General features: G+C 50.3%; 24 protein-coding genes and 4 tRNA genes. 17 read left to right on the forward strand and 11 right to left on the reverse strand.

The window, feature by feature from the left end; genetic code table 11:
* Positions 1–66 precede the first annotated feature (66 nt).
* Together CHB92_RS00005 and CHB92_RS00010 are read left to right on the forward strand one after the other, a co-directional pair.
* Complete coding sequence (locus CHB92_RS00005; RefSeq protein WP_089317118.1) at positions 67–1,413, forward strand: vanadium-dependent haloperoxidase; 1,347 nt, start codon at positions 67–69, stop codon at positions 1,411–1,413.
* 360 nt (positions 1,414–1,773) lie between these two features.
* Entirely contained in the window at positions 1,774–3,567 is a 1,794-nt protein-coding gene (locus CHB92_RS00010) for a glycoside hydrolase family 9 protein (RefSeq protein ID WP_089317119.1), read from the forward strand.
* A gap of 190 nt (positions 3,568–3,757) precedes the next feature.
* Here the strand turns inward: CHB92_RS00010 and CHB92_RS00015 are convergent, their stop codons facing one another.
* The 4 genes from CHB92_RS00015 to CHB92_RS00030 form a co-directional block, all read right to left on the reverse strand.
* Positions 3,758–3,919: a hypothetical protein gene (locus CHB92_RS00015; RefSeq protein WP_179222906.1), complete on the reverse strand. Its 162-nt coding sequence runs from the start codon at positions 3,917–3,919 to the stop codon at positions 3,758–3,760.
* A gap of 63 nt (positions 3,920–3,982) precedes the next feature.
* Positions 3,983–4,231 (reverse strand): hypothetical protein, encoded by a 249-nt coding sequence (locus tag CHB92_RS00020; protein ID WP_089317121.1) that lies wholly within the window; start codon positions 4,229–4,231, stop codon positions 3,983–3,985.
* A gap of 111 nt (positions 4,232–4,342) precedes the next feature.
* Positions 4,343–4,561 (reverse strand): hypothetical protein, encoded by a 219-nt coding sequence (locus CHB92_RS00025; RefSeq protein WP_089317122.1) that lies wholly within the window; start codon positions 4,559–4,561, stop codon positions 4,343–4,345.
* 110 nt (positions 4,562–4,671) lie between these two features.
* Positions 4,672–5,859 carry a THUMP-like domain-containing protein gene (locus CHB92_RS00030; protein WP_089317470.1) on the reverse strand — a complete coding sequence of 396 codons (1,188 nt, stop codon included), beginning with the start codon at positions 5,857–5,859 and terminating at the stop codon, positions 4,672–4,674.
* Between the two features lie 161 nt (positions 5,860–6,020).
* Here CHB92_RS00030 and CHB92_RS00035 point away from each other — a divergent pair, with 161 nt between their 5' ends.
* Positions 6,021–6,716 carry a DUF4397 domain-containing protein gene (locus CHB92_RS00035; RefSeq protein WP_089317123.1) on the forward strand — a complete coding sequence of 232 codons (696 nt, stop codon included), beginning with the start codon at positions 6,021–6,023 and terminating at the stop codon, positions 6,714–6,716.
* A 159-nt stretch (positions 6,717–6,875) separates the two neighbouring features.
* The gene (gene ahcY / locus CHB92_RS00040; protein WP_089317124.1) at positions 6,876–8,183 is read left to right on the forward strand and encodes an adenosylhomocysteinase; all 1,308 of its coding nucleotides are present in this window, start codon (positions 6,876–6,878) and stop codon (positions 8,181–8,183) included.
* Between the two features lie 203 nt (positions 8,184–8,386).
* On the opposite strand, the gene CHB92_RS00045 is transcribed toward ahcY, so the two are convergent.
* The 4 genes from CHB92_RS00045 to CHB92_RS00060 form a co-directional block, all read right to left on the reverse strand.
* Positions 8,387–9,127, reverse strand: a complete 741-nt coding sequence (locus tag CHB92_RS00045; protein WP_089317125.1) for a LytR/AlgR family response regulator transcription factor — start codon at positions 9,125–9,127, stop codon at positions 8,387–8,389.
* Positions 9,128–9,156: 29 nt separating this feature from the next.
* Positions 9,157–12,135, reverse strand: a complete 2,979-nt coding sequence (locus CHB92_RS00050) for a ligand-binding sensor domain-containing protein (protein ID WP_089317126.1) — start codon at positions 12,133–12,135, stop codon at positions 9,157–9,159.
* Between the two features lie 116 nt (positions 12,136–12,251).
* The gene (locus CHB92_RS00055; RefSeq protein ID WP_089317127.1) at positions 12,252–13,346 is read right to left on the reverse strand and encodes a glycosyltransferase family 4 protein; all 1,095 of its coding nucleotides are present in this window, start codon (positions 13,344–13,346) and stop codon (positions 12,252–12,254) included.
* A 2-nt stretch (positions 13,347–13,348) separates the two neighbouring features.
* Entirely contained in the window at positions 13,349–14,110 is a 762-nt protein-coding gene (locus CHB92_RS00060) for a glycosyltransferase family 2 protein (protein ID WP_179222907.1), read from the reverse strand.
* Positions 14,111–14,380: 270 nt separating this feature from the next.
* On the opposite strand from CHB92_RS00060, the gene CHB92_RS00065 reads away from it, so the two are divergent.
* Genes CHB92_RS00065 through CHB92_RS00085 form a run of 5 tightly spaced genes read left to right on the forward strand, consistent with a single transcriptional unit; the run spans position 14,381 to position 17,324 of the window.
* On the forward strand, positions 14,381–14,974 hold the full coding sequence (locus tag CHB92_RS00065; protein WP_089317129.1) for a sigma-70 family RNA polymerase sigma factor: 594 nt from the start codon (positions 14,381–14,383) through the stop codon (positions 14,972–14,974).
* A gap of 22 nt (positions 14,975–14,996) precedes the next feature.
* Entirely contained in the window at positions 14,997–15,278 is a 282-nt protein-coding gene (locus CHB92_RS00070) for a zf-HC2 domain-containing protein (RefSeq protein ID WP_089317130.1), read from the forward strand.
* Positions 15,279–15,284: 6 nt separating this feature from the next.
* Entirely contained in the window at positions 15,285–15,869 is a 585-nt protein-coding gene (gmk, locus tag CHB92_RS00075; protein WP_089317131.1) for a guanylate kinase, read from the forward strand.
* A complete protein-coding gene (gene nadD, locus CHB92_RS00080; protein WP_089317132.1) occupies positions 15,866–16,438 on the forward strand; it encodes a nicotinate (nicotinamide) nucleotide adenylyltransferase in 573 nt (190 codons plus the stop codon). Before gmk ends, nadD begins: the two co-directional genes overlap by 4 nt.
* Before the next feature lie 40 nt (positions 16,439–16,478).
* Positions 16,479–17,324, forward strand: coding sequence for a glycosyltransferase family 2 protein (locus CHB92_RS00085; RefSeq protein WP_089317133.1), 846 nt, complete (start codon positions 16,479–16,481; stop codon positions 17,322–17,324).
* A gap of 100 nt (positions 17,325–17,424) precedes the next feature.
* Here CHB92_RS00085 and frr read toward each other — a convergent pair whose 3' ends face one another.
* From frr to CHB92_RS00100, 3 genes are all read right to left on the reverse strand, one after another.
* Positions 17,425–17,988, reverse strand: coding sequence for a ribosome recycling factor (gene frr, locus CHB92_RS00090; RefSeq protein ID WP_089317134.1), 564 nt, complete (start codon positions 17,986–17,988; stop codon positions 17,425–17,427).
* Between the two features lie 52 nt (positions 17,989–18,040).
* Positions 18,041–18,826 (reverse strand): UMP kinase, encoded by a 786-nt coding sequence (pyrH, locus tag CHB92_RS00095; protein WP_089317135.1) that lies wholly within the window; start codon positions 18,824–18,826, stop codon positions 18,041–18,043.
* Positions 18,827–18,907: 81 nt separating this feature from the next.
* On the reverse strand, positions 18,908–19,405 hold the full coding sequence (locus CHB92_RS00100) for a biotin/lipoyl-containing protein (protein WP_089317136.1): 498 nt from the start codon (positions 19,403–19,405) through the stop codon (positions 18,908–18,910).
* Between the two features lie 86 nt (positions 19,406–19,491).
* Between CHB92_RS00100 and CHB92_RS00105 the strand changes: the two genes are divergently transcribed.
* The 8 genes from CHB92_RS00105 to nusG all read left to right on the forward strand — a co-directional run bounded on the left by CHB92_RS00105 (position 19,492) and on the right by nusG (position 24,809).
* A complete protein-coding gene (locus tag CHB92_RS00105; protein ID WP_089317137.1) occupies positions 19,492–22,038 on the forward strand; it encodes a M1 family metallopeptidase in 2,547 nt (848 codons plus the stop codon).
* Positions 22,039–22,184: 146 nt separating this feature from the next.
* Positions 22,185–22,267 (forward strand) — tRNA-Tyr (locus CHB92_RS00110).
* Positions 22,268–22,307: 40 nt separating this feature from the next.
* Positions 22,308–22,380 (forward strand) — tRNA-Gly (locus CHB92_RS00115).
* A 125-nt stretch (positions 22,381–22,505) separates the two neighbouring features.
* Positions 22,506–22,577, forward strand: a tRNA-Thr gene (locus tag CHB92_RS00120).
* Between the two features lie 73 nt (positions 22,578–22,650).
* Positions 22,651–23,838, forward strand: coding sequence for an elongation factor Tu (gene tuf / locus CHB92_RS00125; protein WP_089317138.1), 1,188 nt, complete (start codon positions 22,651–22,653; stop codon positions 23,836–23,838).
* A 108-nt stretch (positions 23,839–23,946) separates the two neighbouring features.
* Positions 23,947–24,019: transfer RNA gene (locus CHB92_RS00130), tRNA-Trp, on the forward strand.
* 29 nt (positions 24,020–24,048) lie between these two features.
* Positions 24,049–24,240, forward strand: coding sequence for a preprotein translocase subunit SecE (gene secE, locus CHB92_RS00135; protein ID WP_089317139.1), 192 nt, complete (start codon positions 24,049–24,051; stop codon positions 24,238–24,240).
* An 11-nt stretch (positions 24,241–24,251) separates the two neighbouring features.
* The gene (gene nusG / locus CHB92_RS00140) at positions 24,252–24,809 is read left to right on the forward strand and encodes a transcription termination/antitermination protein NusG (protein ID WP_089317140.1); all 558 of its coding nucleotides are present in this window, start codon (positions 24,252–24,254) and stop codon (positions 24,807–24,809) included.
* The last annotated feature ends 5 nt before the right edge of the window (positions 24,810–24,814 follow it).

Below are 24,814 nucleotides of genomic sequence, written 5' to 3' on the forward strand. Positions count from 1 at the left end.
AGGTGAGCAACACGCTGCTGGTGGGCATGAACCAGCAGGATGTAAAGGCCTATAAACTCAAGTAACATGAAAAAGCTGCTATCTTTTCTCCTGATTCTGACTGTGGTGACCGCCTGCCGGCAAAAGCAGGAGCCAGAACTGCACTTCAGTAGCAAACAGATCAACCAGGTGCTCGCTGAGATGACGGATATTATGGTACACGATGTGACCAACCCGCCATTGGCTGCCAGGTTTTTCTCTTATGCCTGTCTGGCCGGGTATGAAGTGGTGTCCCAGCACGATAGTGCGGTGCAGTCCATGCACGGTGTGCTTAACGATTACCCTCTGATTCAGAAGCCTGCAGACTTGTCAGCGTATTCGTATCAGCTAAGCGCCCTGCTGGCCATGATGGAGACAGCCAAAAAGATGCAGCCTTCCGGTAGCTTACTCGAAGCGTATCAGCAAGAGTTCCTGGACTCCTGCCGTAGTGCTGGTGTTTCAGAGCAAGTGCTGCGTAACTCTGTAAAGTATGCCCAGGAGATCAGCGGGCAAATACTGGCTTATGCCAAAGCCGATAACTACAACCGCATCAGTAATTACCCGAGGTACTCCCCAACGGAGGAGGAAGGGGCGTGGTATCCTACGCCTCCTGGTTTTTTCGCACCCGTAGAGCCTTATTTTAATACAGTAAGGCCTTTTACCCTGGATACCTGCTCGCAGTTTAAACCAGCCCCTCCGGTAGCTTTTTCGTTGGAGAAAGGCTCATCCTTCTATAAACTCCTGCAGGAAGTATATGAAGAGGGGAAAGACTTGTCAGCAGAGCATCAGCAAATTGCCGCTTTCTGGGATTGTAACCCTTTTGCCCTGCAGGAAAATGGGCACCTGATGGTGGGGATGAAAAAGATTTCGCCAGGCGCACATTGGATGGGGATAACCGGCATCGCCTGTGAGAAAGCAAAGCTCGACTTTCCGGAAGCTATGAAGGTTAACACCATGGTGTCGGTTGCCCTTATGGACGGCTTCATTGCTTGCTGGGATGAAAAGTTCAGGAGTAACCGCATTCGCCCGGAAACGGCTATCCGGCAGCATCTGGACCCAAGTTGGAAGCCCTTGCTGCAAACACCCCCTTTCCCAGAGTACTTAAGTGGCCATTCCACTATTTCCTCTGCCGCAGCGGTAGTACTAACTCATTATTTTGGAGATAACTTCCAATACACGGATACAGTAGAGGAACGCTTTGGCTTGCCGTCCCGCCAGTTTACTTCCTTCCAACAGGCAGCCGAAGAGGCTGGCGTTTCCCGCCTGTATGGCGGCATCCACTTTATGGATGCAGTAGACAACGGACGTACCCAGGGCCTGCAGGTAGGAGAATGGGTACTGCAGAAAGTAGAAAAGGAAGCCGTAAAAACAAGGATAGTAGCGCAGGCAAAATAACGTCTTTACTAGAAAAGAAAGATACTTTGGTAGCGGTGCCCCTCGTACGGGCACCGCTTTTTTGTCGCTTTCTATCATATACTAGAAGTTGTAGCAGGGCCCACATGCGAAGGGTAAATAGCTTTGCTGTTTCTTCACGGCAGAGAACCTCTGACATAATTTTCTGCAGTTTTCTGCCTATGTTAACGCTTTAGGTCTACTTCTGAAACATATCACCCCCCTCTACAGGGCCCATTTTCATTACCTTCGTTAAGTCTCCGGTAAAAACAAGTAAGTATTGGTTTCCCTTACTTCTAGCAGCTCCTGTCATTGACCTGACTGTGCCTGGAGAGAATATTCTGTTACATTAAAAACACCTTGATGCGTAAACAAACACTTACAAAAATACTTTGCGGTCTTTCGCTGGCAGCGCTTAGCTCTTCTTATGCCCTGGCCCAGGAAGCAACCGATAAGATCAGGCTGAACCAGGTTGGGTTCTATCCACAGGCTCCTAAAGTAGCTGTAGTGGTGGGAGAGAACAAAGGGGAGAAATTCTATATTAAAACGGCTGATCGGTCAAAGACTGTCTATACCGGTAAGCTATCCGCTGTTAAGCCGGCTACCTTCTCCAACAAACCTACCCGGGTGGCAGACTTCAGTATGTTTAGCAAGCCGGGTAGCTATGTGGTAGAGATACCGGGCGTCGGACGTTCCTATGCCTTTGAAGTAGCGCCGAACGTACACAAAGAAGTGGCTGATGCCGCGATAAAAGGCTTTTATTTCCAGCGTGTTTCCACAGACCTGCCAGAGCAGTATGCCGGCAAATGGAGCCGCCCGGCAGGGCACCCGGAAAAAGAGGCGTTTGTACATCCCTCAGCAGCGTCAGCAGCAAGGCCTACCGGCACGGTCATCGCATCGAACAAGGGGTGGTATGATGCCGGGGACTACAACCGCTACATTGTGAACAGCGGTATCACCATGGGGACCCTGCTATCGGCCTACGAAGATTTTCCGGAGTACTACCAGGCCCAGCACCTGAACATACCGGAAAGCGGCGACAAGGTGCCCGACATTCTGGATGAGTCGCTCTGGAACCTGCGGTGGATGCTGACGATGCAGGACCCGAACGACGGAGGGGTTTATCATAAGCTAACGAATGCCAACTTCGATGGCATGATCATGCCGGCCGAGGCGACAGAACCTCGCTATGTGGTGCAGAAGGGAACCGCCGCCACGCTCGATTTTGCTGCTGTGATGGCACAGGCAAGCCGTATTTTCAGAAACTATGAACAGGAGTTCCCGGGCTTGGCAGACTCTACGCTGACAGCTGCTAAAAAGGCGTGGGAGTGGGCACAGCAGAACCCGAACGTAGCCTATGACCAGAACGCCATGAACAAGCAATTTAAACCTGAGGTGACGACAGGGGCTTATGGTGACAACGATTTCAGTGATGAGTTTATCTGGGCAGCTTCGGAGTTGTATACTACTACCAAAGACGATAATTATTACAAAGCTGTGAACATACTCCCGGACAACAAAATGCCGCTACCATCCTGGCCGCAGGTAAGGTTGTTAGGGTATTACACCCTGGCGCGGCACGGCGAGAACCTGACAGCAGTCGGAAAAAAGGACTTGCCGGAAGTAAAAAAGCGGCTGGTACAATTTGCCGATGAACTGGCAACAGGCGTGTCGGAGCACCCTTATAGAACGGCCATGGGCAAGACCAAAGATGACTACATCTGGGGTAGCAGCTCTGTGGCGGCCAATCAGGGCATTGCGCTGCTGCAGGCATACAGGTTAACCAAAGACAAAAAGTACCTGGAGGCAGCGTTGGCAAACCTGGATTACTTGCTGGGGCGTAATGCAACAGGCTACTCTTTTGTGACAGGCTACGGAGAAAAGTCAACCATGAACCCGCATCACCGTCCGTCTATAGCCGATGGAATAGAAGAGCCGGTTCCAGGCCTGCTCTCCGGTGGTACCAATGCCAGGGCCGATAAGCAGGATAACTGCCCGGGCTACACTTCTACTTTCCCGGATGAGATGTACGTAGACAATGACTGTTCTTATGCCTCCAATGAGATAGCCATTAACTGGAATGCTCCTTTGGTTTACCTTGTCGGAGCCATTGAGGCCGTACAAAACGAAGCTGGCTTCTCTGACCAGGCTAAGTAACGGTACAGGTGTTACCCGCTTGCTTACGGCAAGCCTTATCATTATGTAATTTAGACTTTCACATAGGATTTGATAGAGGGCGGCTATATGGCTGCCTTTTATCTTTCAAGGCTTTAGAGTTTACTGTCTTGTTAAACTAAAAGAGCCGCAGCAAAATATGCTGCGGCTCTTTTATGTTATGTGCTATACCTTAGTCTTTCTTCTTCAATTCCCGGTCCTGCTCATTATCCGTTCTGCCTTGTGGTGTCTGTCTGTTAGAGCTAAAGTCGCTCTTCACGTCGCGCTCCAGGCTGTTGGAAGTATCCTTTTTGTTTGCTTTATCTGTGTTTGTCAGGTCCGACTTTTTATTCATGTTTTCTTTATCCTTGTTCATCTGATTTCTATTGTTTGGGTTATACTTCTGTTTAACTATTTGTTAGTCTTTTTTACCGGTGCTTTCTGAGCCAGCACGGTCGCTTTGCCATCCTGCTCCCTGTGTTGGCTTATTCTGATCACCGATTCTTGAAACAGTGTCCCCAAGTGCATTAGGGTTCGTAGTGCCTTGGTTGGCTACTTTCGTAGATTCTTTTCCTCCTTCTTCTCCCTCTTCAAAAGACTTGATCGGGTTACTGCTGAATTTTTTGTGTTGTGGCTCGTTATTTTTGTTATTCTTATCTTCTTTCATTTGTTTTCATTGTTTAGAATGGAACATATAGGACAGCTGTGTAGCCATCCTATGTTATCATACGCAGGGTAAAAGCACATGTTTAGTACACCTGGATAAGCTCTTAAGGGCCTACTTCCCTTTATCCGGATTCTTTTGATGGCTTTGGCGCCCCTCAGTATCCTTGCTTTGTTTGTTGCCAGACTGGTCGCTTGCGCCTGCAAGCCCTGTCGTTGGACCCTGGTCTGGTACGGCGCCGGGTTTTAAAGTGCGGGAGGTATCGTTCACGTCATACTCCATTCGGCTCTGCTCTTGTCCCTGCTTTTTGTCTTTTCCTTTTTCTTGTTTCATAGCTTTCCTTTATGCTGTTTCAAGGGCACCAGGGTGCCCCTTACTTTAATGTACGAGGCTATGGAGGGCATGTTGGGCACAGGCACGCTCAGGGCAGGCAGCAATTTTGCCTAGGCCTTTTCGCAGATGAGCACCAGAGGCTTTTGGTGCATGTCTGTGGTGAAGAAGAGGTAGGTAATCCCCCCTTCCTTCAGTCCTGTTTTCTTCCGGATGTCAGCCACTGATTCCGGGAAGTTGCGAACTGTGATGTTTGCTTTTTTGCCAGGTAGTTGTCGCAAGAGTTCCTTTTTATTGTAGCGGGAAGTGTGGAGGCACCGAAAGCTGCGCCCCGGAAAATCGGGAACCAGCACATTGGAGGTATACAAGTGGCTGTTAGGGTGGAGTTTCTTTAACCCGAACGGTTGGGTCAGGAAGCGGTAAGCTCCTGCTTTTAAAATGGCAGCGTTTGGCTCGTAAACATACGCCTGCGGGTCGGCATAGACCGGTGTTGCGGCTTCTTCCTGCGTGCGGGTAAAGTGTAGCACCTGCGGCGGTGCCTGTGGCAAGAGGTTAACGGCCGTATGCGGAGCCTCGGAGAGAGGAGGGGCTCCAGGCTGCAGTAAGTACAAGACCTCTTTTACCTCATTCTGAAGGGCCACTACCCACACCTGGCTGACGTGGCCTAGCTCCTGCATGGCCTGCTCGATGTCCAGCATCGGGGAAGTTTTGAGGAGAACAGCACGTGCCTTTTGAAAGAGCAGGGGCAACAGCTGCAAGACATCCGGTTCACAGTCCTGCAGTAAATGCAGCTTCTGGTCCTGGTTCCCCCGCCGGGCGGGGTCCAGGTACAGCACGTCCGCCTTCCCTGAAAAGCTCTCCAGAAAGGCTTCGGCTGTCGTGTTCAGGCTTCGAATGTTCTGTGCGCCTAACAGGCCAAAGTTATAGGCGGCCACTTCCTGTAACGCCCGGTTTTGCTCTACATGCACTACTTGCTGAAAGCTTTTCGCAAAATAGAAGCTGTCAATCCCAAAGCCCCCGGTTACGTCTACCAGTAGCTTCCCCTGCACCAGTCCTGCCTTGTAGCTCGCGGTTAGTTCCGAAGAACTTTGCTCTACAGACAAGGCCACCGGGAAAACTACCTGCGGGTTTGCTACCCACGTCTTTAACTTCTGAGCTGCCTTTTGGCGGGCTTTTATTTGCTGTACCAGCTCCTGTACAGGTAAGTGGGGGTAACGACTCGCTTGCAGCATGAGTTGAGCTACATCCTCGTGCTGGTGCTCCTGAATAAAGTGCTGCTCCTCGGGGGTAAATGTGCGCATGGCTCCTGTGCTTTTACTGTGGCGCAAAGATACCGGTTTCAGACAGTTCCCTCTGGAAAAGCTTTTTTTGTTTAATGTTTTAAAATAATTATTAAACAAAATGCCGCTTTCAGGGTTAATCCAGTATCAAATTAATTTTCAAACCAAAAAAGAGAATAGCTATGAAGAACTGGATGAAAGTAATGGTGCTGGCCATGATGCCCCTCGTGTTGTTGACAAGCTGCGACGACGACGATGAAGAGTTGGACCTGTTGGATGAGCAGGCCAACGTAATGGTGATACACGCTTCTCCTGATGCCCCAGCCGTAGACTTGTATGTAGACAACGAACAGGTCAACACCGCTGCACTGAATTACCCGAACAACACCGGTTACCTGCAACTGGAAGAAGGGACCCGGAATTTTAAGGTAACAGCGGCCGGTGCAGGCTTGGGAAGCCCTGTAATTAACGCTGATGTGCCGCTGGTGGAGGACATGAACTACTCTATTTTCGCCGTTAACACACTCGGGAACATAGAGCCGCTGGTACTGGAGGACAATCTGACGGAGCCTGCCGAGGGGAAGGCCCATGTGCGGCTCGTGCACCTGTCGCCAGATGCCCCTAACGTAGACGTAGTAGTGCAGGGAGGTCCAACCCTGTTCTCAAATATAGGCTTTAAAGACGCGACAGCCTTTATGCCCGTAGATGCCGGTACCTATACGCTGGAAGTGCAGCCGGTAGGGACGGACAACACTGCCCTTACCGAAACTTTAACGCTGGAGGAAGGGATGATTTACACCGTTTTTGCCAAAGGCTTCCTCTCTCCGCCCGAAGGAAACAACAATACGCTGGATACTGAAGTGATCGTAAACAACTAAGTTAACTATCTGTTTTACTGCTGTAAATGTAACATTGCCTGCCAAAATGGGGTAGGCAATGTTACTTATGTCCTCCTTATATGGCCCTCCGGCTAAGTAATATTGAAGATGCGCAACAAAAATTGTAATTTTGGGTTCTAACCTGAAAAAAGTTAAAACATGATAGATACACAGCTTAAGTACAAAGTAAGAGACATATCGTTGGCTGACTGGGGCCGCAAGGAGATTAGACTCGCCGAATCTGAAATGCCAGGATTGATGGCTATCCGCGAGGAGTTCGGACCAAGTAAGCCCTTAAAGGGTGCGCGTATTGCGGGCTGCCTGCACATGACCATTCAGACAGCTGTGTTGATTGAGACGCTGGTGGAGCTTGGTGCCGAGGTTACCTGGTCTTCCTGTAACATCTTCTCTACCCAGGATCACGCCGCCGCTGCCATTGCCGCTGCTGGTATCGCTGTGTATGCCTGGAAGGGCATGACCGCCGAAGAGTTTGACTGGTGCATTGAGCAGACCTTGTTCTTTGGTGAGGAACGTAAGCCGCTGAACATGATTCTGGATGATGGAGGAGACCTGACGAACATGGTCCTGGACAAGTACCCGGAGCTGGCTGGAGGTATCAAAGGCCTTTCTGAGGAAACAACGACAGGCGTTCACCGCTTGTACGAGCGCATGAAGAATGGTACCCTGCCAATGCCTGCCATTAACGTAAACGACTCTGTTACCAAGTCCAAGTTCGATAACAAGTACGGCTGTAAAGAGTCTCTGGTAGATGCTATCCGTCGTGCCACCGACGTGATGATGGCTGGTAAAGTAGCCGTAGTAGCGGGTTACGGAGATGTGGGGAAAGGTTCTGCGGCGTCTTTGCGTGGGGCTGGTGCCCGTGTGATCGTGACAGAAATCGACCCGATCTGTGCCCTGCAGGCTGCGATGGACGGTTACGCCGTTAAAAGAATGGCAGATGCTATCAAAGAGGCAGATATTGTGGTTACCGCTACAGGTAATAAAGACATTATTACGGAGGAGACCTTCCGTGCCATGAAAGATAAGACCATTGTGTGTAACATCGGTCACTTCGACAATGAGATTGACATGGCCTGGTTGAACAAGAACTACGGCCATACAAAGGATATCATTAAGCCACAGGTAGACCTGTACAACATCGAAGGAAAAGATATCATCGTGTTGGCAGAGGGCCGACTGGTAAACCTGGGCTGTGCGACGGGGCACCCATCTTTTGTCATGTCTAACTCTTTCTCAAACCAAACGTTGGCGCAGATTGAGCTGTGGACAAACACAGACGCTTACGAAAACAAAGTGTACACTTTACCGAAGCACCTCGATGAGAAAGTAGCGCGCCTGCACCTGGGCAAAATCGGCGCGGAGCTGGAGGAACTTTCTCCAGAACAGGCCAAGTACATTGGTGTGGAAGTAGAAGGCCCATATAAGCCAGAGTACTACAGATACTAAGTTATCTAAACCAGAAGGGTAGAAGAAAGAACATCCACCCTTTATAAACAAAAAGCCGGTGCAGCTACAAACTGCATCGGCTTTTTGTTTTGTCAGGCAAACCATCGCTCGTTGTTCTGAAGCACAGGCTTAAGTGGCAGGAAGTTTTCTTGATAGCCCTATAGGCCTTGTGACACAAGAAAACGTGATTCAGTAAGAGTGTTTCATATGATGTTGAATCGGGACATCAGGTTCTTTTTATAGGACTTGCCAATCGGAACATCACCCTTTGGGAAAACGACAGAGCTTTCCTCCAGCGCCTCGATCTTGTCCAGGTTGGCGATGTAGGACCGGTGTACCCGCACGAAGTTCTGTGGCGGCAATTTCTGCTCCATGTCCTTTAAGGTAGAGCTTACCAGGTACTTTTGATCGGCGGTCACAATAAAGGAGTAATTATCATAGGCCTCTACCCACAGGATATCGCTATAGTGCACCTTGATAATGCGGTGCTTTACCTTCACGAAAATATAGTCAGCGGCTACGTCCTGCTCCTTATGGTTTACTTTGGCACCATTAGTAGTGTCCTTATGACTGCTGTCGTGCTTATACAGGGCGATTTCGATTGCCGAACGCAGGCTCTTCTCGTCAAAAGGCTTTACCAAAAAGCCATCCGGTTCTGTTTTCTTAGCCCTGTCGATGGTGGAGTGGTCTGCGTAAGCTGTCAGGTATATGAAAGGAATGTTAAACTCTTCTCTTATGCGCGCCCCGATGTCTACCCCGTCGGTGTTACCCTTTAAGTTAATATCAAGCAGTACCAGGTCCGGTTGGGTTTCCCGGATCATGTCAATTGTGTCTTCGCCCGAATCTATTGCGCACGTTTCGTAACCTAATTCTTCCAGGCTAGCTGCAATATCCTCTGCGATGATGACCTCATCTTCTGAAATGAGAATTTTGGGTTTTGTCATAGCATTAGGTTCTTACGTGAAAAAACAATTTATGGTGCCAAAACAAAATACAATATTGATTTTGTGCCATCCTGATTATAGAATTTGATGTGACCTCCTAATTTTTTACTTAACGACGAAACGAGCTTTAGGCCAAACGACTGATGCTGTATCTGGTTAAAGTCATCGGGCAAGCCGCGTCCATTGTCGCTCACTGTTAACGTGTATTGTACCTCGTCGTGTTGTTTAAGTTCGATACGTAGCAATCCCTTCTCATCGTTAGGAAATGCATATTTTAAAGTGTTAGAAACCAGTTCGTTTACTATTAGCCCCAACGTAATGGCCGAGTCAATGTTTACTTTAATCCTCGGTAGTTCCATCTCAAGGGCTACCCGCTCTGCGCTTACTCCATAAGAGGCGTAAAGGCTGTCGCATATTTCAAGGAAGTACTCCTCTAAGTCTATTTCCTCTAAGTCGCTGTGGCGGTAAAGCCGCTCGTGCAGGATAGACATAGAGCGCACGCGGCTTCTGATAGCCCGCATTACGTCCAGCGAAGCGTCATCATCCACGTAGCGGGCTTGCAGGTTCAGCATGCTGATCACGATCTGCAGGTTATTCTTTACCCGGTGATGTATCTCCTGCAGGAGCATCTCCTTTTCCCGGTTCTTGCGCTCCAGCAGCCGGGTACGGTGGTGCACCCGCATTTCCAGCAAGGAGTTCATTTTTACCAGGCTGCGCTCACGTAGCCGCACTACCCCAAGTACAGCCCCGGCCACAATGAGCAAGAGCACGCCCACGAACCATTCTCGCCGCCAGATGGGAGGCACAATAGAGAAGGTGTACGTCAGGGGTTCTGCTGTCCAGTAGCCGTCGTTGTTCTGAGCCAGTAGCTCGAAGGTGTAAGTACCCGGCGAGAGGTTGGAGTACGTAGTAAAAGACTGTTCTGTTTCCGGAGACCACTGCTTTTCAAGCCCAGCCAGCCTGTATTTGTAACGCACTTGTTCGGGACCTGAGTAGCAGATGGCATGGAAGTCGAAGGAAAGGTGGTTTTGGGTATGGGGCAGCCGCAGGTTCTCCGGAAGACCGGTCGCACTGTCGGTGTGGTAGCCCAGAGACTCCCAGTCCGTAGGCTTCGAGTACAGCATGACGTTGCTCAGCAGTAGCTCCGGGGGCTTTTTGTTTGGCCGATCCAGGGAAGGGTTGTATTGTGTTAGTCCTTTGGCTGTCCCGAACCACACGGAGCCATCTGCTGTCTGGGTGATGGCATGGTCGCATACTTCCATACCCCTGAAGCCATTCTGGCTGGCATAGCTTCTGTATAGCAACTGTTGCCGCTGGCGCAAGGGGGGCAGGCGTACTTTCAGCACGTTACGGCTGGTTGCTACCCACAGGTTCTCGTACCGGTCCGCAAACAGGGTTTTCACCGACTCGCTGGGCAAGCCGTCTGCTAAGGTAAACAGCCGGGCACTGTCACCAGTCAGCACCAGGACTCCCTGGTTAAAGCATGCGAAGTACAAATTACCCTTGCTGTCCTCGGTGATGGAGCCTACTTCTTTAACGCTTGCAGCCTCCAGCGTGGGGGGAGTAACCAGCCTCCCGTTTTTTATGCGGTAAATCCCTGCCTGTGTTCCTGCCCATAGCCGGTTCCTGCTATCCCGGTAAACACAGTTAGCCTTTTCGTCCTCTACTTCTGGGCCTGGCAGCTGGCCGATGGTGCCGTTTTTGAAATAAGCGACCCCGTTAGCCGTGGCAAACCAGGTAGTACCGGAACTGTCGGTGGTGCAGTGGAAAACTTCTGAGGAAGGCATCCCCTGGCCCGTGGAATAGTGAAGGGAGGCGCCCCCTTTCAACAGCCAGGCACCGTCGCTGCTGCAGACCCACTTCTCATTGCCTTGTCCGGTGCCAATATAGTAGAGAGTAGTACCCTTGGGCCAGGGAGGGGTAGGCTGAAGGTGCAGTTCTCCATTCTTCAAGGTAGCCAGGTCTCCTTCATCTGTGCCGAGCCAGAGGGTATTGGCTGTGGAAGATGAGATGGCCGTAACCCTTGGCTCCTGTATATCTCCCAGATTAAAATAGTGTACAAACCAAGGGGCCTTGTATTGCTGCAGACCATACCCGTTCGTGCCGATCCACAGATTGCCCTCCTTGTCCGTATGAAGAGAGGCAATGCGGGGCGTGCGGAGCCCATTCTGGCGGGTAAAATGGGTGAACTCTTTGCCATTATACTTCAGGAGGCCTTTGCGCTGCAGCCCGATCCAGAGGTTATGGTGCCTGTCGCTAATAAAACTGGTGATGTGAGGGCCCTGGAGGTTATTAGGGAGGGGGACCTTACGGAGCTTGCCGTCAGGGGACTTGCCAGCAAGCCCTGCCGCTGTGCCAATCCAAAGATTACCGCCTTCTCCTGCGTGGAGGGCGGTGATGGTATTATGAGGAAGCGCGCTGTTGGCCGTGGTAAAGTGTGTTACTTTATCTCCTCTTACCTGATAAAGGCCATTGTTCTTGGTCCCGGCCCAAAGGGAACCGTCTGGTAAATGCGCTAATGCAGTAAAGGTAAGTTTTGGAAGCGAGGTGTACTGAAGAAAGCGGTCCTGGGAGAGGTAGTAAATGCCCTGGTCACTTGCAAGCCACAGGCGTCCCTTTGGATCCTCTGTTATGCTGGAGATCTGCTCGGGCACCAAGCCCTGTGCCGCTCCCAGGTGCTGAAAGCTCTTCCCGTTATACAGCAGTACGCCGGCATCCCTTGTTCCTATCCAAAGGCGTTGGTGGCTGTCCTCGTAGAGAGCAGCGATATTATGGCTCTTCAGACCGTCCTGCTTTGTGTAGGTTTGGAAGTTAACGCCATCAAAGCGGCTGAGACCGTCGCGCGTGGCCAGCCAGAGGAAACCGTCTTCCGTTTGCTCGATAGCCGTTACCTGCGATTGTGGGAGGCCCTGTTCCAGCGTCCAGCTACGAAAATTGTGTTGCTGCGCCCACAACACGTGGCTCGCCAAAACTAGCAACAACAGTAATAAAACACGCTCGCGATACATCAAAGCCTCTATGCATTTACCCCCGGTAGTGGCTATAACCCTATCTTAGAGGTGGTTTATACAGTTGTGCTTACGAACGCGGACAAAAAAAGTAAACAGGAATTTGTTGCAACTACTTAGTGAGAGCCTAAAACTTCTCTGTAAACAGCTAATGTTTTAAGGGCGGTCTGTTCTTTTGTAAACTCTAGCACCTTTTGGTAAGCCTGCTCTACCACATGTTCGCGTAAGGCGGGGCGCTGGAGAACTTGCTGTACAAAGTGGGCCAAGGAGCCGGAATCCTTAATCGGTGCCAGCATACCGGTCTGCTCGTGCTGCACGATTTCCGGTATTCCTCCGGCGGCAGTAGCCACTACCGGTGTGCGGCATGAAAAGGCATCCAGTATCGTGGTGCCGAGCCCCTCTGTTTCAGAAGTGATCAGGAACACATCTAGTTCCGGCATCAGCTGGGGTACATCGTTCCGGAACCCCGTGAAGATAACCTTTCCCTGCAGGTGCTTTCCCTGTACATAGGCCTCTACCTGCTCCCGTAAAGGACCGTCTCCTACAACAAAGAAAGTGAGGTCGGTGCGTTGCTGTAGCAGTACGGCGGCAGTGTCTACAAAAGTAAAGTAGTCTTTATGGGGGGCAATCGCCGAAATGTTGCCGATCAGTTTCTGCTGAGGCGGCAAGTTAAATTCGCGATGTAACTTCTGGCTCCTGTGGCTGTCTGCAAAGCGGTTCATGTCGATGCCACTGTGGATGGTTACACACAGTTCCGGGTGCTTCAGGCTTTGGGATACCACCTCCTTGATCTTATCCGACACGCAGATGATGCGCCGTATCCCTTTGTAGTTGTACTTAAATTGCGAGAGGGCATTGTCCTTCACTGGAAAATCGACACGGCGGCTCAGGATAATGGGCCTTTTATTACCCAATAGGTGGGCCCACACGCTAATGGCGTGCGCATGGCCACTGTGGGCGTGCACAAGATCGATGTGCTGCTTCTGGCAATAGCGTTTTATTTGCTGCGCTGTGACTAGATCAAACTCATTCGCAAAAGGAAGGGAAATATAAGGTACCTGCCGCTTTTGGCAATAAGCCTCAAAAGGGGTGTTACGCCTGCAGGCCACGTAACAAGCAGCGCCTTGCTGCAGGAGTTCCTCTATCAGGTAAGCGACCTGCTGCTCGCCGCCGCGCCATGTTTTCTCTGATACCAAATGCAGTACCCGCATAATTATTTGTTCTGTAGTTCTTCTTCCTGCAGGCGCCACACTTTCAGGTAACGCATAAATACGCTCCCTGCAGAAAGGGAGGCAATCACAAAGCCCACACGGCCATCCAGAATCCCCAGTTTAAAGAAGTATTGCCGTACAAAGCGGACCCAGGGTTTAAGGGCTAGGTGGAAGAGGGTAACGTGTTTTGTCTTTTTTGCTTTGTCTTTTGCCGATAGCCAGGTATACTGGTCCCACTTCTCCAAGTAATGGGGCAAGTTCTTGTAAGTATAGTGGAGCATCCGGTGTTTGAGCTGGCCCACAGTGCCCGGTATGATGAGTTCCTCATGCACGTTTTTGTCGGAGTACTGGCACCGCCTCCTGTCGAACAGGCGTACCACCCCGTCATGGCGCCACCCGCTAAAACGCACCCGCTTGCCCATGAAAAAGTTCTTCCGGAAAATCCTGTAGGCTGCGTGCGCCGGTTCTGACTGCAGGAGCGCTGTTATTTCCGCTTGCAGGTCGCCGGGAATGCGCTCATCCGCATCCAGCATCAGCACCCAGGGCTGACTGGCCTGGCTAAGGGCCCAGTTCCGTTGCCGTGAGTAGTTCTCGAAGGCGTGCTGCAACAGCCTGACCGGATAGGTCGCCGCAATTTGCAGGGTGTTGTCTGTGCTGTAGGAGTCTACCACCAGGACCTCGTCGGCCCAGGAGAGGGACGCTATTGCCCCTGCTATGTGTTGCTCCTCATTTTTACAGATTATAATGGCACTTACACCCGGCATAATGAATATATAATGGCCTGCATCCGTAAAAGTACTAGAAAGCTGACACAATTTTTGAAACAGGAACCAAAATAGGGGAAAAGGCCCTTCTATGTGTAGAGAACAGGCGAACTGCGCCAGGGGGCGTGGAAACAGCCCTGGGCGAAAAAACATACAAGCCCGAGGGGTTGAACTGCAACCCTGAGGCTGTTAGCAGGGTATGTAATTAAAATTTCTATATTTGCGTAATTACGCGATTGAGGACTTCACTAAAGTACAAAATCAAGTTAGATGAGCGAGCAAACAGGTAAACAGATGAGTAAAGAGGAAAAGGACGCACGGTTCGAGGCCGAACTGTTGCCTGTGCTGGACCCTCTGTACAATTTTGCCTACAGGCTCACCTTAGACGAAGACGACGCCAACGACCTGGTGCAGGAGACATACTTGAAGGCATACCGATTCTTTGACTACTTCGAGCAAGGAACTAATGCCAAAGCATGGCTGTTCCGAATCCTGAAGAACTCATTCATTAATGAGTTTCGGAAAAAGAGCAAACAACCTGCCAAAGTAGACTACAGCGAGGTAGAAGGCTACTACAACTCTGAGGACGTGGAAGGTGAGAGCGGCGTTGCCTCTACCACCGACATGCGTACCGAGAGCGTGCAGGACCTGATCGGGGATGAGGTGGCCAGCGCGCTGAATACGCTGCCCGTCGACTTTAGAACGGTGATTATACTCTGCGACCTGGAAGGCTTCACGTATGAGGAGATGGCCAAGATCCTGGATATTCCGATAGGCACTGTACGTTCCAGATTACACCGCGCCCGAAACTCTTTGAAAGAGAAGTTGGAAAAATACGCCAAAAGTATGGGTTATAACAGTTAGAGATTTAAGAGTTTGAGTAAAGATGGAAACACGAATTACAGATGAATACCAGCGTGTATCGGAAGAAGGGTACGATACAGAGTGTGAGAAAGTAGCCAACATGCTGGACATGGTGATAGACGGGGAAGCCTCTACAGAAGAGCAGGTGTACTTTAATAACCACCTAGAAAAGTGCGTGAGCTGCTTTGAAAGCCATCAGAAACAAAAGCTCTTGAAAGGGCTCGTGAGCGGTCACCTGAAGCGCGTGATTGTGCCGGAAAGCCTGGCGCTCTCTATCAAAGCCAAAATTCAAGAAACTCTATAACCCCTAATGCAAGGCAAGATTATCATCTTTTCGGCTCCGTCCGGGGCTGGTAAAACCACCATTGTAAAGCACCTGCTTAACGTAAACCCCAAACTCAGCTTTTCTATTTCAGCCTGTACACGCGACAAGCGCGGACGCTCGGAGGAAAACGGGAAAGATTACTACTTCATCACGCCAGAGGAGTTTAAAAAGAAAATCGGCAACGGCGAGTTCGTGGAGTGGGAAGAAGTGTACGAAGGAGCATTTTACGGTACCCTGAAGTCTGAGATCGAGCGCATCTGGGACAGCGGCAAGCATGTGATCCTGGATGTGGACGTGAAGGGAGGCCTGAGTATTAAACGCTTTTATAAAGACAGAGCCCTGGCCGTGTTTGTAAAGCCGCCGTCTATAGATGAGTTGGCAAAGCGCCTGACAGCCCGTAATACGGATTCGGCCTCCAGTATCAGCAGCCGCGTATTTAAGGCAAAGTTTGAGCTGGGCTTTGAAGACCAGTTCGACAAGGTGATCGTGAATGATAATCTGGAAAAGGCTTTTGCTGAGGCTGAAAAACTTGTAAACGAGTTCTTAGACGCCCAACCTACGATTGTATGAAAGTAGGGCTGCTCTTTGGCTCTTTCAACCCTATCCATGTCGGCCATCTGATCCTTGCCAATTTTATGGCTACCAACACCGATCTAGACACGGTGTGGCTGGTCGTGTCGCCGCAGAATCCTTTTAAACCCAGTAATACGCTCCTGCATGAGTTTGACAGGCTGCATATGGTGTCGTTGGCAATAGCGGATAACCCCAACCTGGGCGTCTCGAACATCGAGTTCAGCATGCCCAAGCCAAGCTATACCATCGATACCCTTACCTATCTGCAGGAGAAGTACCCCAGCTATGAGTTTGTACTGATCATGGGAGAGGATAACCTGCCCTTGTTCCCGAAGTGGAAGAACTCTGAACAGATACTGGAGTACCACCAGGTATATGTGTACCCCCGCTCAGGCTCCATCACCACAGAGCTGCCTGACATGCCCCAGGTGACTTTTGTGAAAGCCCCTGTGCTGGATATATCCGCCACCTTTATCCGGAAGTGTATTAAAGAGGAGAAGAGCATCAAGTACCTGGTGCCCGATGAGGTGGCCGAGTACATTAGCGTGCACAAATTGTATCAGTAGTACCGTTTCCTCCTTGTAGCCCCCTTTTATCTTCCGACCCATGCAGCCTTATAACAGCGGTTTTCCGGTTTCCTGCTACATTCTTACGTACAACAGTGCCAGGTATCTTCCCCAGATACTGCAGGCTTTAGAAGAGGCCGTAGAGGAGGTTGTGCTGGTTGACTCTGGCAGTACAGATGCCACAGAGGCCATAGCAAGCCAGTATGGAGCCCGCTTGGTATACCGTAAATTCGATAACTTTATCCAGCAGAGGAACTTTGGCTTAGAGCAGTGCCGGCATAAGTGGGTGCTGAGCCTGGACTCGGATGAAGTGCCTTCAGCGGACTTTGTGGCGCAGTTGCAGCAGTTGAAGAAACGATTAGGGAATGAGGAGGGGCCGGAAGCTTATCGCATGGAGCGGCATTGGGTGCTCTTCGGGCAAGAGGTACGGACCTTTTACCCGATCTCGAGCCCGGATTATCCTGTACGCCTTTTCCGGAAGGATGTGGTCACCTTTGGGAAGGGAAGTAACTTTGTGCATGAAAAGCCGGAGGGGTTCACAAAAGCCGAAGTACTGGCGGGGGCCGTGCATCACTACAGTTGCGATTCGGTGGAAGAGCTTTACCGCAAGCTAAACCTGTATACTTCTCTGGCAGCTAAGGACATGGGGCGCAAAGGAAAGAAAGCCTCTCTCGCTAAGCTAATCTTTAGCCCGGTTGCTGCCTGGTTTAAATGGTACCTGAAAAAGGGCGGCTGGCGCGATGGCAATGTTGGCTTTATACTAGGGCGCTATGCCTACGACTATACGTATCAAAAATACCTTAAACTGTACCTAAGTTCCAGAGCAGCCTCTGAACTGCCAAAAGAACACAAACAGGCAATACCTGGGCAGGAGCTGAAAGCATAGTCGTGCTACTTAGCTAGCCTGCCCGTTATCGCATAGACATAAAAAGAGCGCCCTGTCAGTAGATCTGGCAGGGCGCTCTTTTTTGTATTGGCAGATTCCGCTAGACAGTCATGATCTCCGCTTCCTTCTTAGAAAGCAGCTCGTCAATCTTCACGATATAGGTGTCTGTCAGTTTCTGTACTTTCCCTTCCGCATCACGAACGGCGTCTTCAGAAGTACCTTCTTTCTGTAATTTCTTCAGGGAGTCGTTCACGTCTTTACGGATGTTTCGGATGCTGATCTTTCCGTTTTCCGTTTCGTTCTTCACTTGCTTTACCAGGTCACGGCGACGCTCTTCGGTAAGGGCTGGGATGTTCAGACGGATCGCGTCAGCTTCCTGCTGCGGGTTCAGACCAAGGTCGCTGTTCTTGATTGCCTTGTTGATCTCGCCCAGCATGTTCTTTTCCCAGGGTCTGATCAGCAACGTGCGCGCGTCGGGAGCAGAGATGTTGGCCACCTGCGAGATAGGGGTAGGCGAGCCGTAGTAATCCACGCGCAGATCTTCTACCATGGCAGGGGAAGCCTTGCCAGCTCGGATCTTGGTTAGTTCTGAGCCAGTGTGCTGCACTGCTTTTTGCATAGACTCCTCTGCTTCACTGAGGTAAAACTGAATTTCTTCCGTCATATCTATTAAGCTTAATGTAGTTCTAAATGGTTTGGAACAAAAATACTAATTTTTATTTTTTATCAGGCTTCTGCTGAGACTCCTTCTCCTGTAGCTGATCCACCGTCTCCCGGAAGGACTCCGCAATGTCGTCCATCGTTACCAAGGTGCCTACCTGCTCACCGTCCACCAGCCGCTTCAGGTTACCCGCCGTGTTCATGTCAAACACGATGATAGGCAAGCCGTTCTCTTTGCACAGGGTAAAGGCTGTCATGTCCATTACGTTCAGGCCTTTCTCAAACACGTCTTTAAACGAGATGTTTCTGTAAAAGACAGCATTCGGGTCTTTCTCAGGGTCAGCAGAGTAAATACCGTCCACACGGGTTCCTTTCAGCACTACATCCGCCTCAATCTCAATGGCACGCAGCGAGGCTGCTGAGTCGGTGGTAAAGTAAGGGTTACCGGTACCGGCCCCGAAAATCACCACACGCCCTTTTTCGAGGTGACGTACCGCCCTGCGACGGATATACGGTTCGCACACCTGCTGTATGTTAATGCCGGACAGCAGGCGGGTATATACGCCCAGCTTTTCCAGCGCGCTCTGCAGGGCCATACTGTTGATAACCGTGGCTAGCATGCCCATGTAGTCGCCCTGCACCCGGTCGAGGCCCACCTGCTCGGCCTGTACCCCTCTGAAAATATTGCCGCCGCCAATTACCACAGCTACCTCTACGCCTAGCCTGGCAACGTCTTTGATCTCCTGCGCATACTGTATGAGCCTGTTAGAGTCAATGCCGTACTGTTGGTCGCCCATTAGTGCCTCGCCACTGAGCTTTAGCAAAATTCGTTTATACTTCACGGTATTTATCTGTATAGGTTATAGAAATCTGTTTACACAACAAAGCGACCACCGTGGCAGTCGCTTATAAAACACTCCAGCTTAAAATTGGATCAGCACCTGGTTCTTTTCTACGTTCTGCCTTTCCTTTACTTTCACTTCTTTCACCACGCCGTCACCCGGAGATTTGAGGATGTTCTCCATTTTCATGGCCTCCAGGATCATGATCGGGTCCCCTTTCTTCACCTCTTGCCCCGGCTGTACCTTTATCTCCAGTATCAGGCCTGGCATAGGCGCTTTCACATCATTTAGCTTCTGGGCATTGGCGTTGCTCATACCCAACTGGTCCAGTAACAAGTCAAAGCGGTCCTTCACGCTGACAGTCTGCACAAGGCCATTGATCTTAAAGGTAAATGTTTTAGCCTGGTAGTCTGCCGACACAAGTTCGGCCGTAAAAGACCTGGCATCTTTTATGATATGGAAGGTGTTCGGACCGATAGGGGAGATGTCCCAGTCAAAAGGCTTTCCGTTTAGAAGGGGAGCATCTTTTTGTATAGCAACCTGCCATGTTTTGCCGTTTGCGTTACTTACCTGGAGCATCTGTTCTACGTGTGGTTTTGACCTTAAAGTTAGTTGATTTCTCAGAGTATTTTTAGAACTTCACCTCAAAATTAAAACATCCTAGCATGAATCATAGGTTTTTAAGCATTGTGGGCCTCGCGGCGGCAATGGCCTTTACGAGTGCCTGCAGTGCGAATAAAGCTGTAGTAGATACCCAGGCAGCGCAGGACGTAAAACGCAAAGTGGCCGTGGCGCCTGCCGATACAGTGCCTGCGTGGGCACCCAAGAAGCACCAGTTTAACCCCTCCCGTACCAACGTGCACGACCTGCTGCACACTACGCTCCGCGTGGGCTTCGATTGGGAAAAGCAATACCTGAACGGCCTGGCCGAGCTAAGGCTCAAGCCTTACTTCTACCCGCAGGATTCACTCGTGCTCGATGCCAAAGGCATGGACATCCACAGCGTGAACCTAATGAAAGGCTTTGATGCCACGCCCCTGCAGTACGCCTATGATGGGCAGAAGCTTCGCATTAAGCTGGATAAGACCTATACCCGTAACGAAGAGTACGTGGTGGAGATAGATTATACCGCCAAGCCGAACGAGTTGCCGGCCGGAGGCAGTGATGCGATCACAGCAGACAAAGGCCTGTACTTTATCAACCCACTCGGGGAGGAACCGAACAAGCCGCAGCAGATCTGGACCCAGGGAGAAACGGAGGCAAGCTCTGCCTGGTTTCCGACCATTGATGCACCGAATGAGCGCATGACGCAGGATATCTACATTACGGTAGACCCTAAGTTTACCACGCTCTCCAACGGGGTGTTTATGTACTCCCGGAAAAATGCAGACGGAACAAAGACCGATTACTGGAGGCAGGAGTTGCCACACGCCCCTTACCTGGCCATGATGGCCATCGGGGAGTTTGCCCAGGTAAAAGACAAGTGGCGCGATCGGGAGCTTACCTATTATGTAGAGCCGGAGTACCAAGGCACCGCGAAGAAGATCTTTGGCAACACGCCGGAGATGATGGAGTTCTTCTCGAAGAAGCTAGGGGTAGCCTATCCCTGGCCAAAATATGCACAGGTAGTGGTACGGGACTATGTTTCTGGGGCGATGGAGAATACCTCTGCCTCGGTGTTTATGGAGGACCTGCAGCTGAACGAGCGGGAACTGCTGGACAAGAACTGGGACGGCATTATTGCCCATGAGCTTTTCCACCAGTGGTTTGGTGATTATGTGACCACGGAATCCTGGGCGAACCTGCCGCTTAACGAGGCGTTTGCTAATTACTCAGAGTACCTTTGGGCAGAGCACAAGTTCGGGGCTGATGAGGCCGCTTACCTGCAGTTAGACGAACTGGGCCAGTACCTCGATGAAGCCGAGACCAAACGCGAGCCGCTCATTCGCTATTACTATGGCGACAAAGAGGACATGTTTGATGCACACTCTTATGCCAAGGGCGGACGGGTGCTACACATGCTGCGCAAACTGGTAGGCGACGAGGCCTTCTTTGCTTCCCTTAACCGTTATCTAACCGATAATAAATTCTCTGCTGTGGAAGTCGCCGAGTTGCGGATGGCCTTTGAGGATGTGACAGGCATGGACCTGATGTGGTTTTTTGACCAGTGGTTCATGCAGCCGGGGCACCCGGAGCTACAAGTGGCGCAGACTTACCAGAACGGGCAGCTGAGCCTGCAGGTAAAACAGGTGCAGGATACTGCTTACATGCCGGTGTACCGGCTGCCGCTTGAAGTGGCTGTGTGGGCAGGAGGGAAGAAAACAACGTACCCGATCGTGGTAGACAAGGCAAACCAGACCTTTACCTTTAACACAGCCACGAAACCGGAACTGGTGCTGTTTGATGCCGAGCAACAGTTGCTCGGTACCGTAGCACACGAGAAGTCGGAGCAGGAGCTGCTTTACCAGTTCTATCATGCAGGCCAGTTGGCCCCGAAGCTGGAGGCCCTGACAAAGCTAGAGGAGAAGCTGCAGAACCCGGAAGTATTGAAGATGTACCAGGCCGCTTTAAAGGATGATTACTGGCGCGTGAGAAGTACAGGCATTAATGCCTTAAGCAATCTTAGTCAGGAGCAGGCAGGAGTCGTGGCGCCGACCATCAAACAGATGGCCCTAGAGGATGAGAAGGGGGCTGTGCGTGCCGACGCCGTGCTGGCCTTAGCCGGATGGGGAGGGGAAAAGTACAAGGCCGTTTTTGAGCAGGCCATGCAGGATAGTTCTTATCAGGCTGCTGCTGCCGGCATCATGGCGTATGCGGGCACAGGGGCTGCAGACATCAGGGAGAGGCTGCGCCAGTTTGAGGAGGAAAAGAATGAGGAGATTGTGTTGGCATTGGCCACCAATTACGCCGTGCAGGCCGGACCAGAGAAGTATGACTGGTTCGTGCGCCAGATAAACCAGGCAAAAGGAGGGGGGCTCTATTACCTGCTCCAGAGTTTTGGGGCTTTTCTGGCAGGTAACAGCGAGACAAACACACCGGAGGCCATTAACTTACTGGCCGGTATCGCACAAAATCACCGGATGTACTACGTAAGGGCTTCCGCCTACCAGGCCCTGATGGTAATGTCGGAGCGACCGGAAGTGCAGGCCCTTTTAAACGAAATACGTCAGAATGAGACAGATAAGCGCCTACTGGAAATGTATGGGCAATAAAGGCGGGAATTTTTTTAACTTTTTTTCGTTGAATATTTGACTTGAAGTAAAAAGCGGTTAATTTTGCATCACCTTAGAACGAAGAACGCTTCTGAAGCGAAAGTTTGAAAGGAAAAGTTCTGCTAATTAATGCGAGATTAGCCTTAGGGGAGATTCCAGAGTGGCCAAATGGGACGGACTGTAACTCCGTTAGCGTAAGCTTTCGCAGGTTCGAATCCTGCTCTCCCCACTTTTAAGCCGCATGCGGCTGTTTGATTTATTGTTTGAAAGCGGGAGTAGCTCAGTTGGTAGAGCGATAGCCTTCCAAGCTATAGGCCGCGAGTTCGACCCTCGTCTCCCGCTCAAATAAATCTAAAATTGCGACTTACGATTTACGGATTAACTGGAGAAGGAAATTCATGCAGATGAGCTTCCTTTTTACTGTAAATAGGGTTGTAATTTTTAGATAGAACTTGGATTAACTAGAAGCCGACGTAGCTCAGGGGTAGAGTACTTCCTTGGTAAGGAAGGGGTCGTGGGTTCAATTCCCATCGTTGGCTCACAGTCCGTTACGTGTATATTTAAAAGCGCGACATAAACTTAAACGTTTTAACCTTAATTTAATATCATACAATGGCTAAAGAAACATTTGACCGTTCCAAACCGCACGTAAATATCGGTACTATCGGTCACGTTGACCATGGTAAGACTACGTTAACTGCAGCTATTACTACAGTTCTGGCTGCTAAAGGTCTTGCTTCCCTGCGTGACTTCTCTTCAATTGACAACGCTCCTGAAGAAAAAGAAAGAGGTATTACAATCAATACTTCTCACGTAGAATATGCAACTGAAAACCGTCACTATGCACACGTTGACTGCCCTGGTCACGCTGACTATGTGAAGAACATGGTTACGGGTGCTGCTCAGATGGACGGTGCTATCCTTGTGGTTGCCGCTACTGACGGTCCAATGCCACAAACGCGTGAGCACATCCTTCTTGCTCGTCAGGTAGGTGTACCTCAGCTGGTAGTATTCATGAACAAAGTGGACATGGTGGATGACCCAGAGCTTCTTGAGCTTGTTGAAATGGAAATCCGCGAACTGCTTTCTTTCTATGAGTTCGATGGCGATAACATTCCGGTAATCCAGGGTTCTGCCCTTGGTGGTCTGAACGGCGATGCGAAGTGGGTTGCTACTATCGAAGAGTTGATGAACGCAGTTGATACTTGGATTCCGCTTCCAGAGCGTCTGGTTGACCTTCCGTTCCTGATGCCAGTTGAGGACGTGTTCTCTATCACTGGTCGTGGTACTGTGGCTACTGGCCGTATCGAGCGTGGTGTAGTAAACTCTGGTGAGCCAGTTGAGATCTTGGGTATGGGTGCTGAGAACCTGAAGTCTACTGTTACGGGTGTGGAAATGTTCCGTAAGATCCTTGACAGAGGTGAAGCTGGTGACAACGTAGGTCTTCTGCTGCGTGGTATAGAGAAAACTGATATCCGTCGTGGTATGGTTATCTGTAAGCCAGGTTCTGTGAAGCCTCACACAAGATTCAAAGCTGAGGTTTACGTTCTTTCTAAAGAAGAAGGCGGTCGTCACACGCCATTCTTCAACAAGTACCGTCCGCAGTTCTACTTCAGAACAACAGACGTTACCGGAGAGATCAAGTTGCCAGAAGGTGTAGAGATGGTTATGCCAGGTGATAACATCACGATTGACGTAACTTTGATCAACGCTGTGGCAATGGAGAAAGGCCTGCGTTTCGCTATCCGTGAGGGTGGTAGAACTGTAGGTGCTGGTCAGGTAACTGAAATCCTTGACTAATACTTAAATATCAGACCCGTTCTTGAAAAGAATTTTGAGAACGGGTTTGATATTACTAAACTTTTGAATAAATTTGCACTCCATTTCACAAGTGGCGTGCATTTTTTTACGGGTGTAGCTCAATTGGTAGAGTAGTGGTCTCCAAAACCATTGGCTGGGAGTTCGAGTCTCTCCACCCGTGCAATTTTTATTCTCAGTAAAGCGAAGGCGATGAGCAAAGTAACAAACTACATTAACGAAACAGTTGAGGAGATGAAAGACAAAGTCTCCTGGCCTACTTACCCGGAACTGCAAAACAGTTCTGTGTTAGTGTTGGTGGGCTCGTTGATCTTTGCTCTTGTTGTTGGTGCCATGGATTTCGTTTTTGATTCTGGCCTGACATGGTTTTACGACCAGTTTTAAATTAGAAGAGTATGGCTGATTTAAAATGGTATGTAGTCCGCGCAGTAAGCGGCCAGGAAAAGAAAGCGAAAGCTTACCTGGAAAATGAGATTATGAGGCAGGGCCTCGAAGAGTACGTTCCGCAAGTGTTGATCCCCGCAGAGAAAGTATACGAGATGCGGAACGGGAAAAAGAGAATCAGAGAGCGCAGCTTCTTTCCAGGGTATGTGTTAGTACACGCAGACCTATCACACGGAGAAGCAGAGCACATCATCATCAGCACTCCTGGTGTCATTGGTTTCTTAGGTGCCAACGACGGTGCCGCTGAAAAGAAAGCCGTTCCACTGCGCCAGTCAGAGGTAAACAGAATCCTGGGTACAGTAGACGAAGCAGAGGAGCAGACAGAAGTGCTGGATACGCCATTTGTAGTAGGCGAGATCGTGAAAGTAATGGATGGTCCATTCAGCGGTTTCTCCGGGACAGTAGAGGAGGTATTTGAGGAGCGGAAGAAACTGAACGTAATGGTGAAGATCTTTGGCCGAAACACCCCTGTCGAGCTGAACTACATGCAAGTAGAAAAAGAATCGTAGTAAAT

Origin of the sequence: Pontibacter ummariensis, assembly GCF_900188175.1 — a bacterium.
Lineage (GTDB): Bacteria > Bacteroidota > Bacteroidia > Cytophagales > Hymenobacteraceae > Pontibacter > Pontibacter ummariensis.

Bases quoted from the DNA above. Each gene is read 5' to 3' on its own strand.
- tuf (WP_089317138.1), top strand. From the start codon at position 22,651: ATGGCTAAAGAAACATTTGACCGTTCCAAACCGCACGTAAATATCGGT.
- CHB92_RS00005 (WP_089317118.1), top strand. From the start codon at position 67: ATGAAAAAGCTGCTATCTTTTCTCCTGATTCTGACTGTGGTGACCGCC.
- CHB92_RS00065 (WP_089317129.1), top strand. From the start codon at position 14,381: ATGAGCGAGCAAACAGGTAAACAGATGAGTAAAGAGGAAAAGGACGCA.
- CHB92_RS00070 (WP_089317130.1), top strand. From the start codon at position 14,997: ATGGAAACACGAATTACAGATGAATACCAGCGTGTATCGGAAGAAGGG.
- nusG (WP_089317140.1), top strand. From the start codon at position 24,252: ATGGCTGATTTAAAATGGTATGTAGTCCGCGCAGTAAGCGGCCAGGAA.
- CHB92_RS00020 (WP_089317121.1), bottom strand. From the start codon at position 4,231: ATGAAAGAAGATAAGAATAACAAAAATAACGAGCCACAACACAAAAAA.
- ahcY (WP_089317124.1), top strand. From the start codon at position 6,876: ATGATAGATACACAGCTTAAGTACAAAGTAAGAGACATATCGTTGGCT.
- secE (WP_089317139.1), top strand. From the start codon at position 24,049: ATGAGCAAAGTAACAAACTACATTAACGAAACAGTTGAGGAGATGAAA.
- CHB92_RS00030 (WP_089317470.1), bottom strand. From the start codon at position 5,859: ATGCGCACATTTACCCCCGAGGAGCAGCACTTTATTCAGGAGCACCAG.
- CHB92_RS00035 (WP_089317123.1), top strand. From the start codon at position 6,021: ATGAAGAACTGGATGAAAGTAATGGTGCTGGCCATGATGCCCCTCGTG.
- CHB92_RS00015 (WP_179222906.1), bottom strand. From the start codon at position 3,919: ATGAATAAAAAGTCGGACCTGACAAACACAGATAAAGCAAACAAAAAG.
- CHB92_RS00010 (WP_089317119.1), top strand. From the start codon at position 1,774: ATGCGTAAACAAACACTTACAAAAATACTTTGCGGTCTTTCGCTGGCA.
- CHB92_RS00105 (WP_089317137.1), top strand. From the start codon at position 19,492: ATGAATCATAGGTTTTTAAGCATTGTGGGCCTCGCGGCGGCAATGGCC.
- CHB92_RS00060 (WP_179222907.1), bottom strand. From the start codon at position 14,110: ATGCCGGGTGTAAGTGCCATTATAATCTGTAAAAATGAGGAGCAACAC.
- nadD (WP_089317132.1), top strand. From the start codon at position 15,866: ATGAAAGTAGGGCTGCTCTTTGGCTCTTTCAACCCTATCCATGTCGGC.
- gmk (WP_089317131.1), top strand. From the start codon at position 15,285: ATGCAAGGCAAGATTATCATCTTTTCGGCTCCGTCCGGGGCTGGTAAA.
- CHB92_RS00085 (WP_089317133.1), top strand. From the start codon at position 16,479: ATGCAGCCTTATAACAGCGGTTTTCCGGTTTCCTGCTACATTCTTACG.
- CHB92_RS00100 (WP_089317136.1), bottom strand. From the start codon at position 19,405: ATGCTCCAGGTAAGTAACGCAAACGGCAAAACATGGCAGGTTGCTATA.
- CHB92_RS00055 (WP_089317127.1), bottom strand. From the start codon at position 13,346: ATGCGGGTACTGCATTTGGTATCAGAGAAAACATGGCGCGGCGGCGAG.
- frr (WP_089317134.1), bottom strand. From the start codon at position 17,988: ATGACGGAAGAAATTCAGTTTTACCTCAGTGAAGCAGAGGAGTCTATG.
- CHB92_RS00025 (WP_089317122.1), bottom strand. From the start codon at position 4,561: ATGAAACAAGAAAAAGGAAAAGACAAAAAGCAGGGACAAGAGCAGAGC.
- CHB92_RS00045 (WP_089317125.1), bottom strand. From the start codon at position 9,127: ATGACAAAACCCAAAATTCTCATTTCAGAAGATGAGGTCATCATCGCA.
- CHB92_RS00050 (WP_089317126.1), bottom strand. From the start codon at position 12,135: ATGTATCGCGAGCGTGTTTTATTACTGTTGTTGCTAGTTTTGGCGAGC.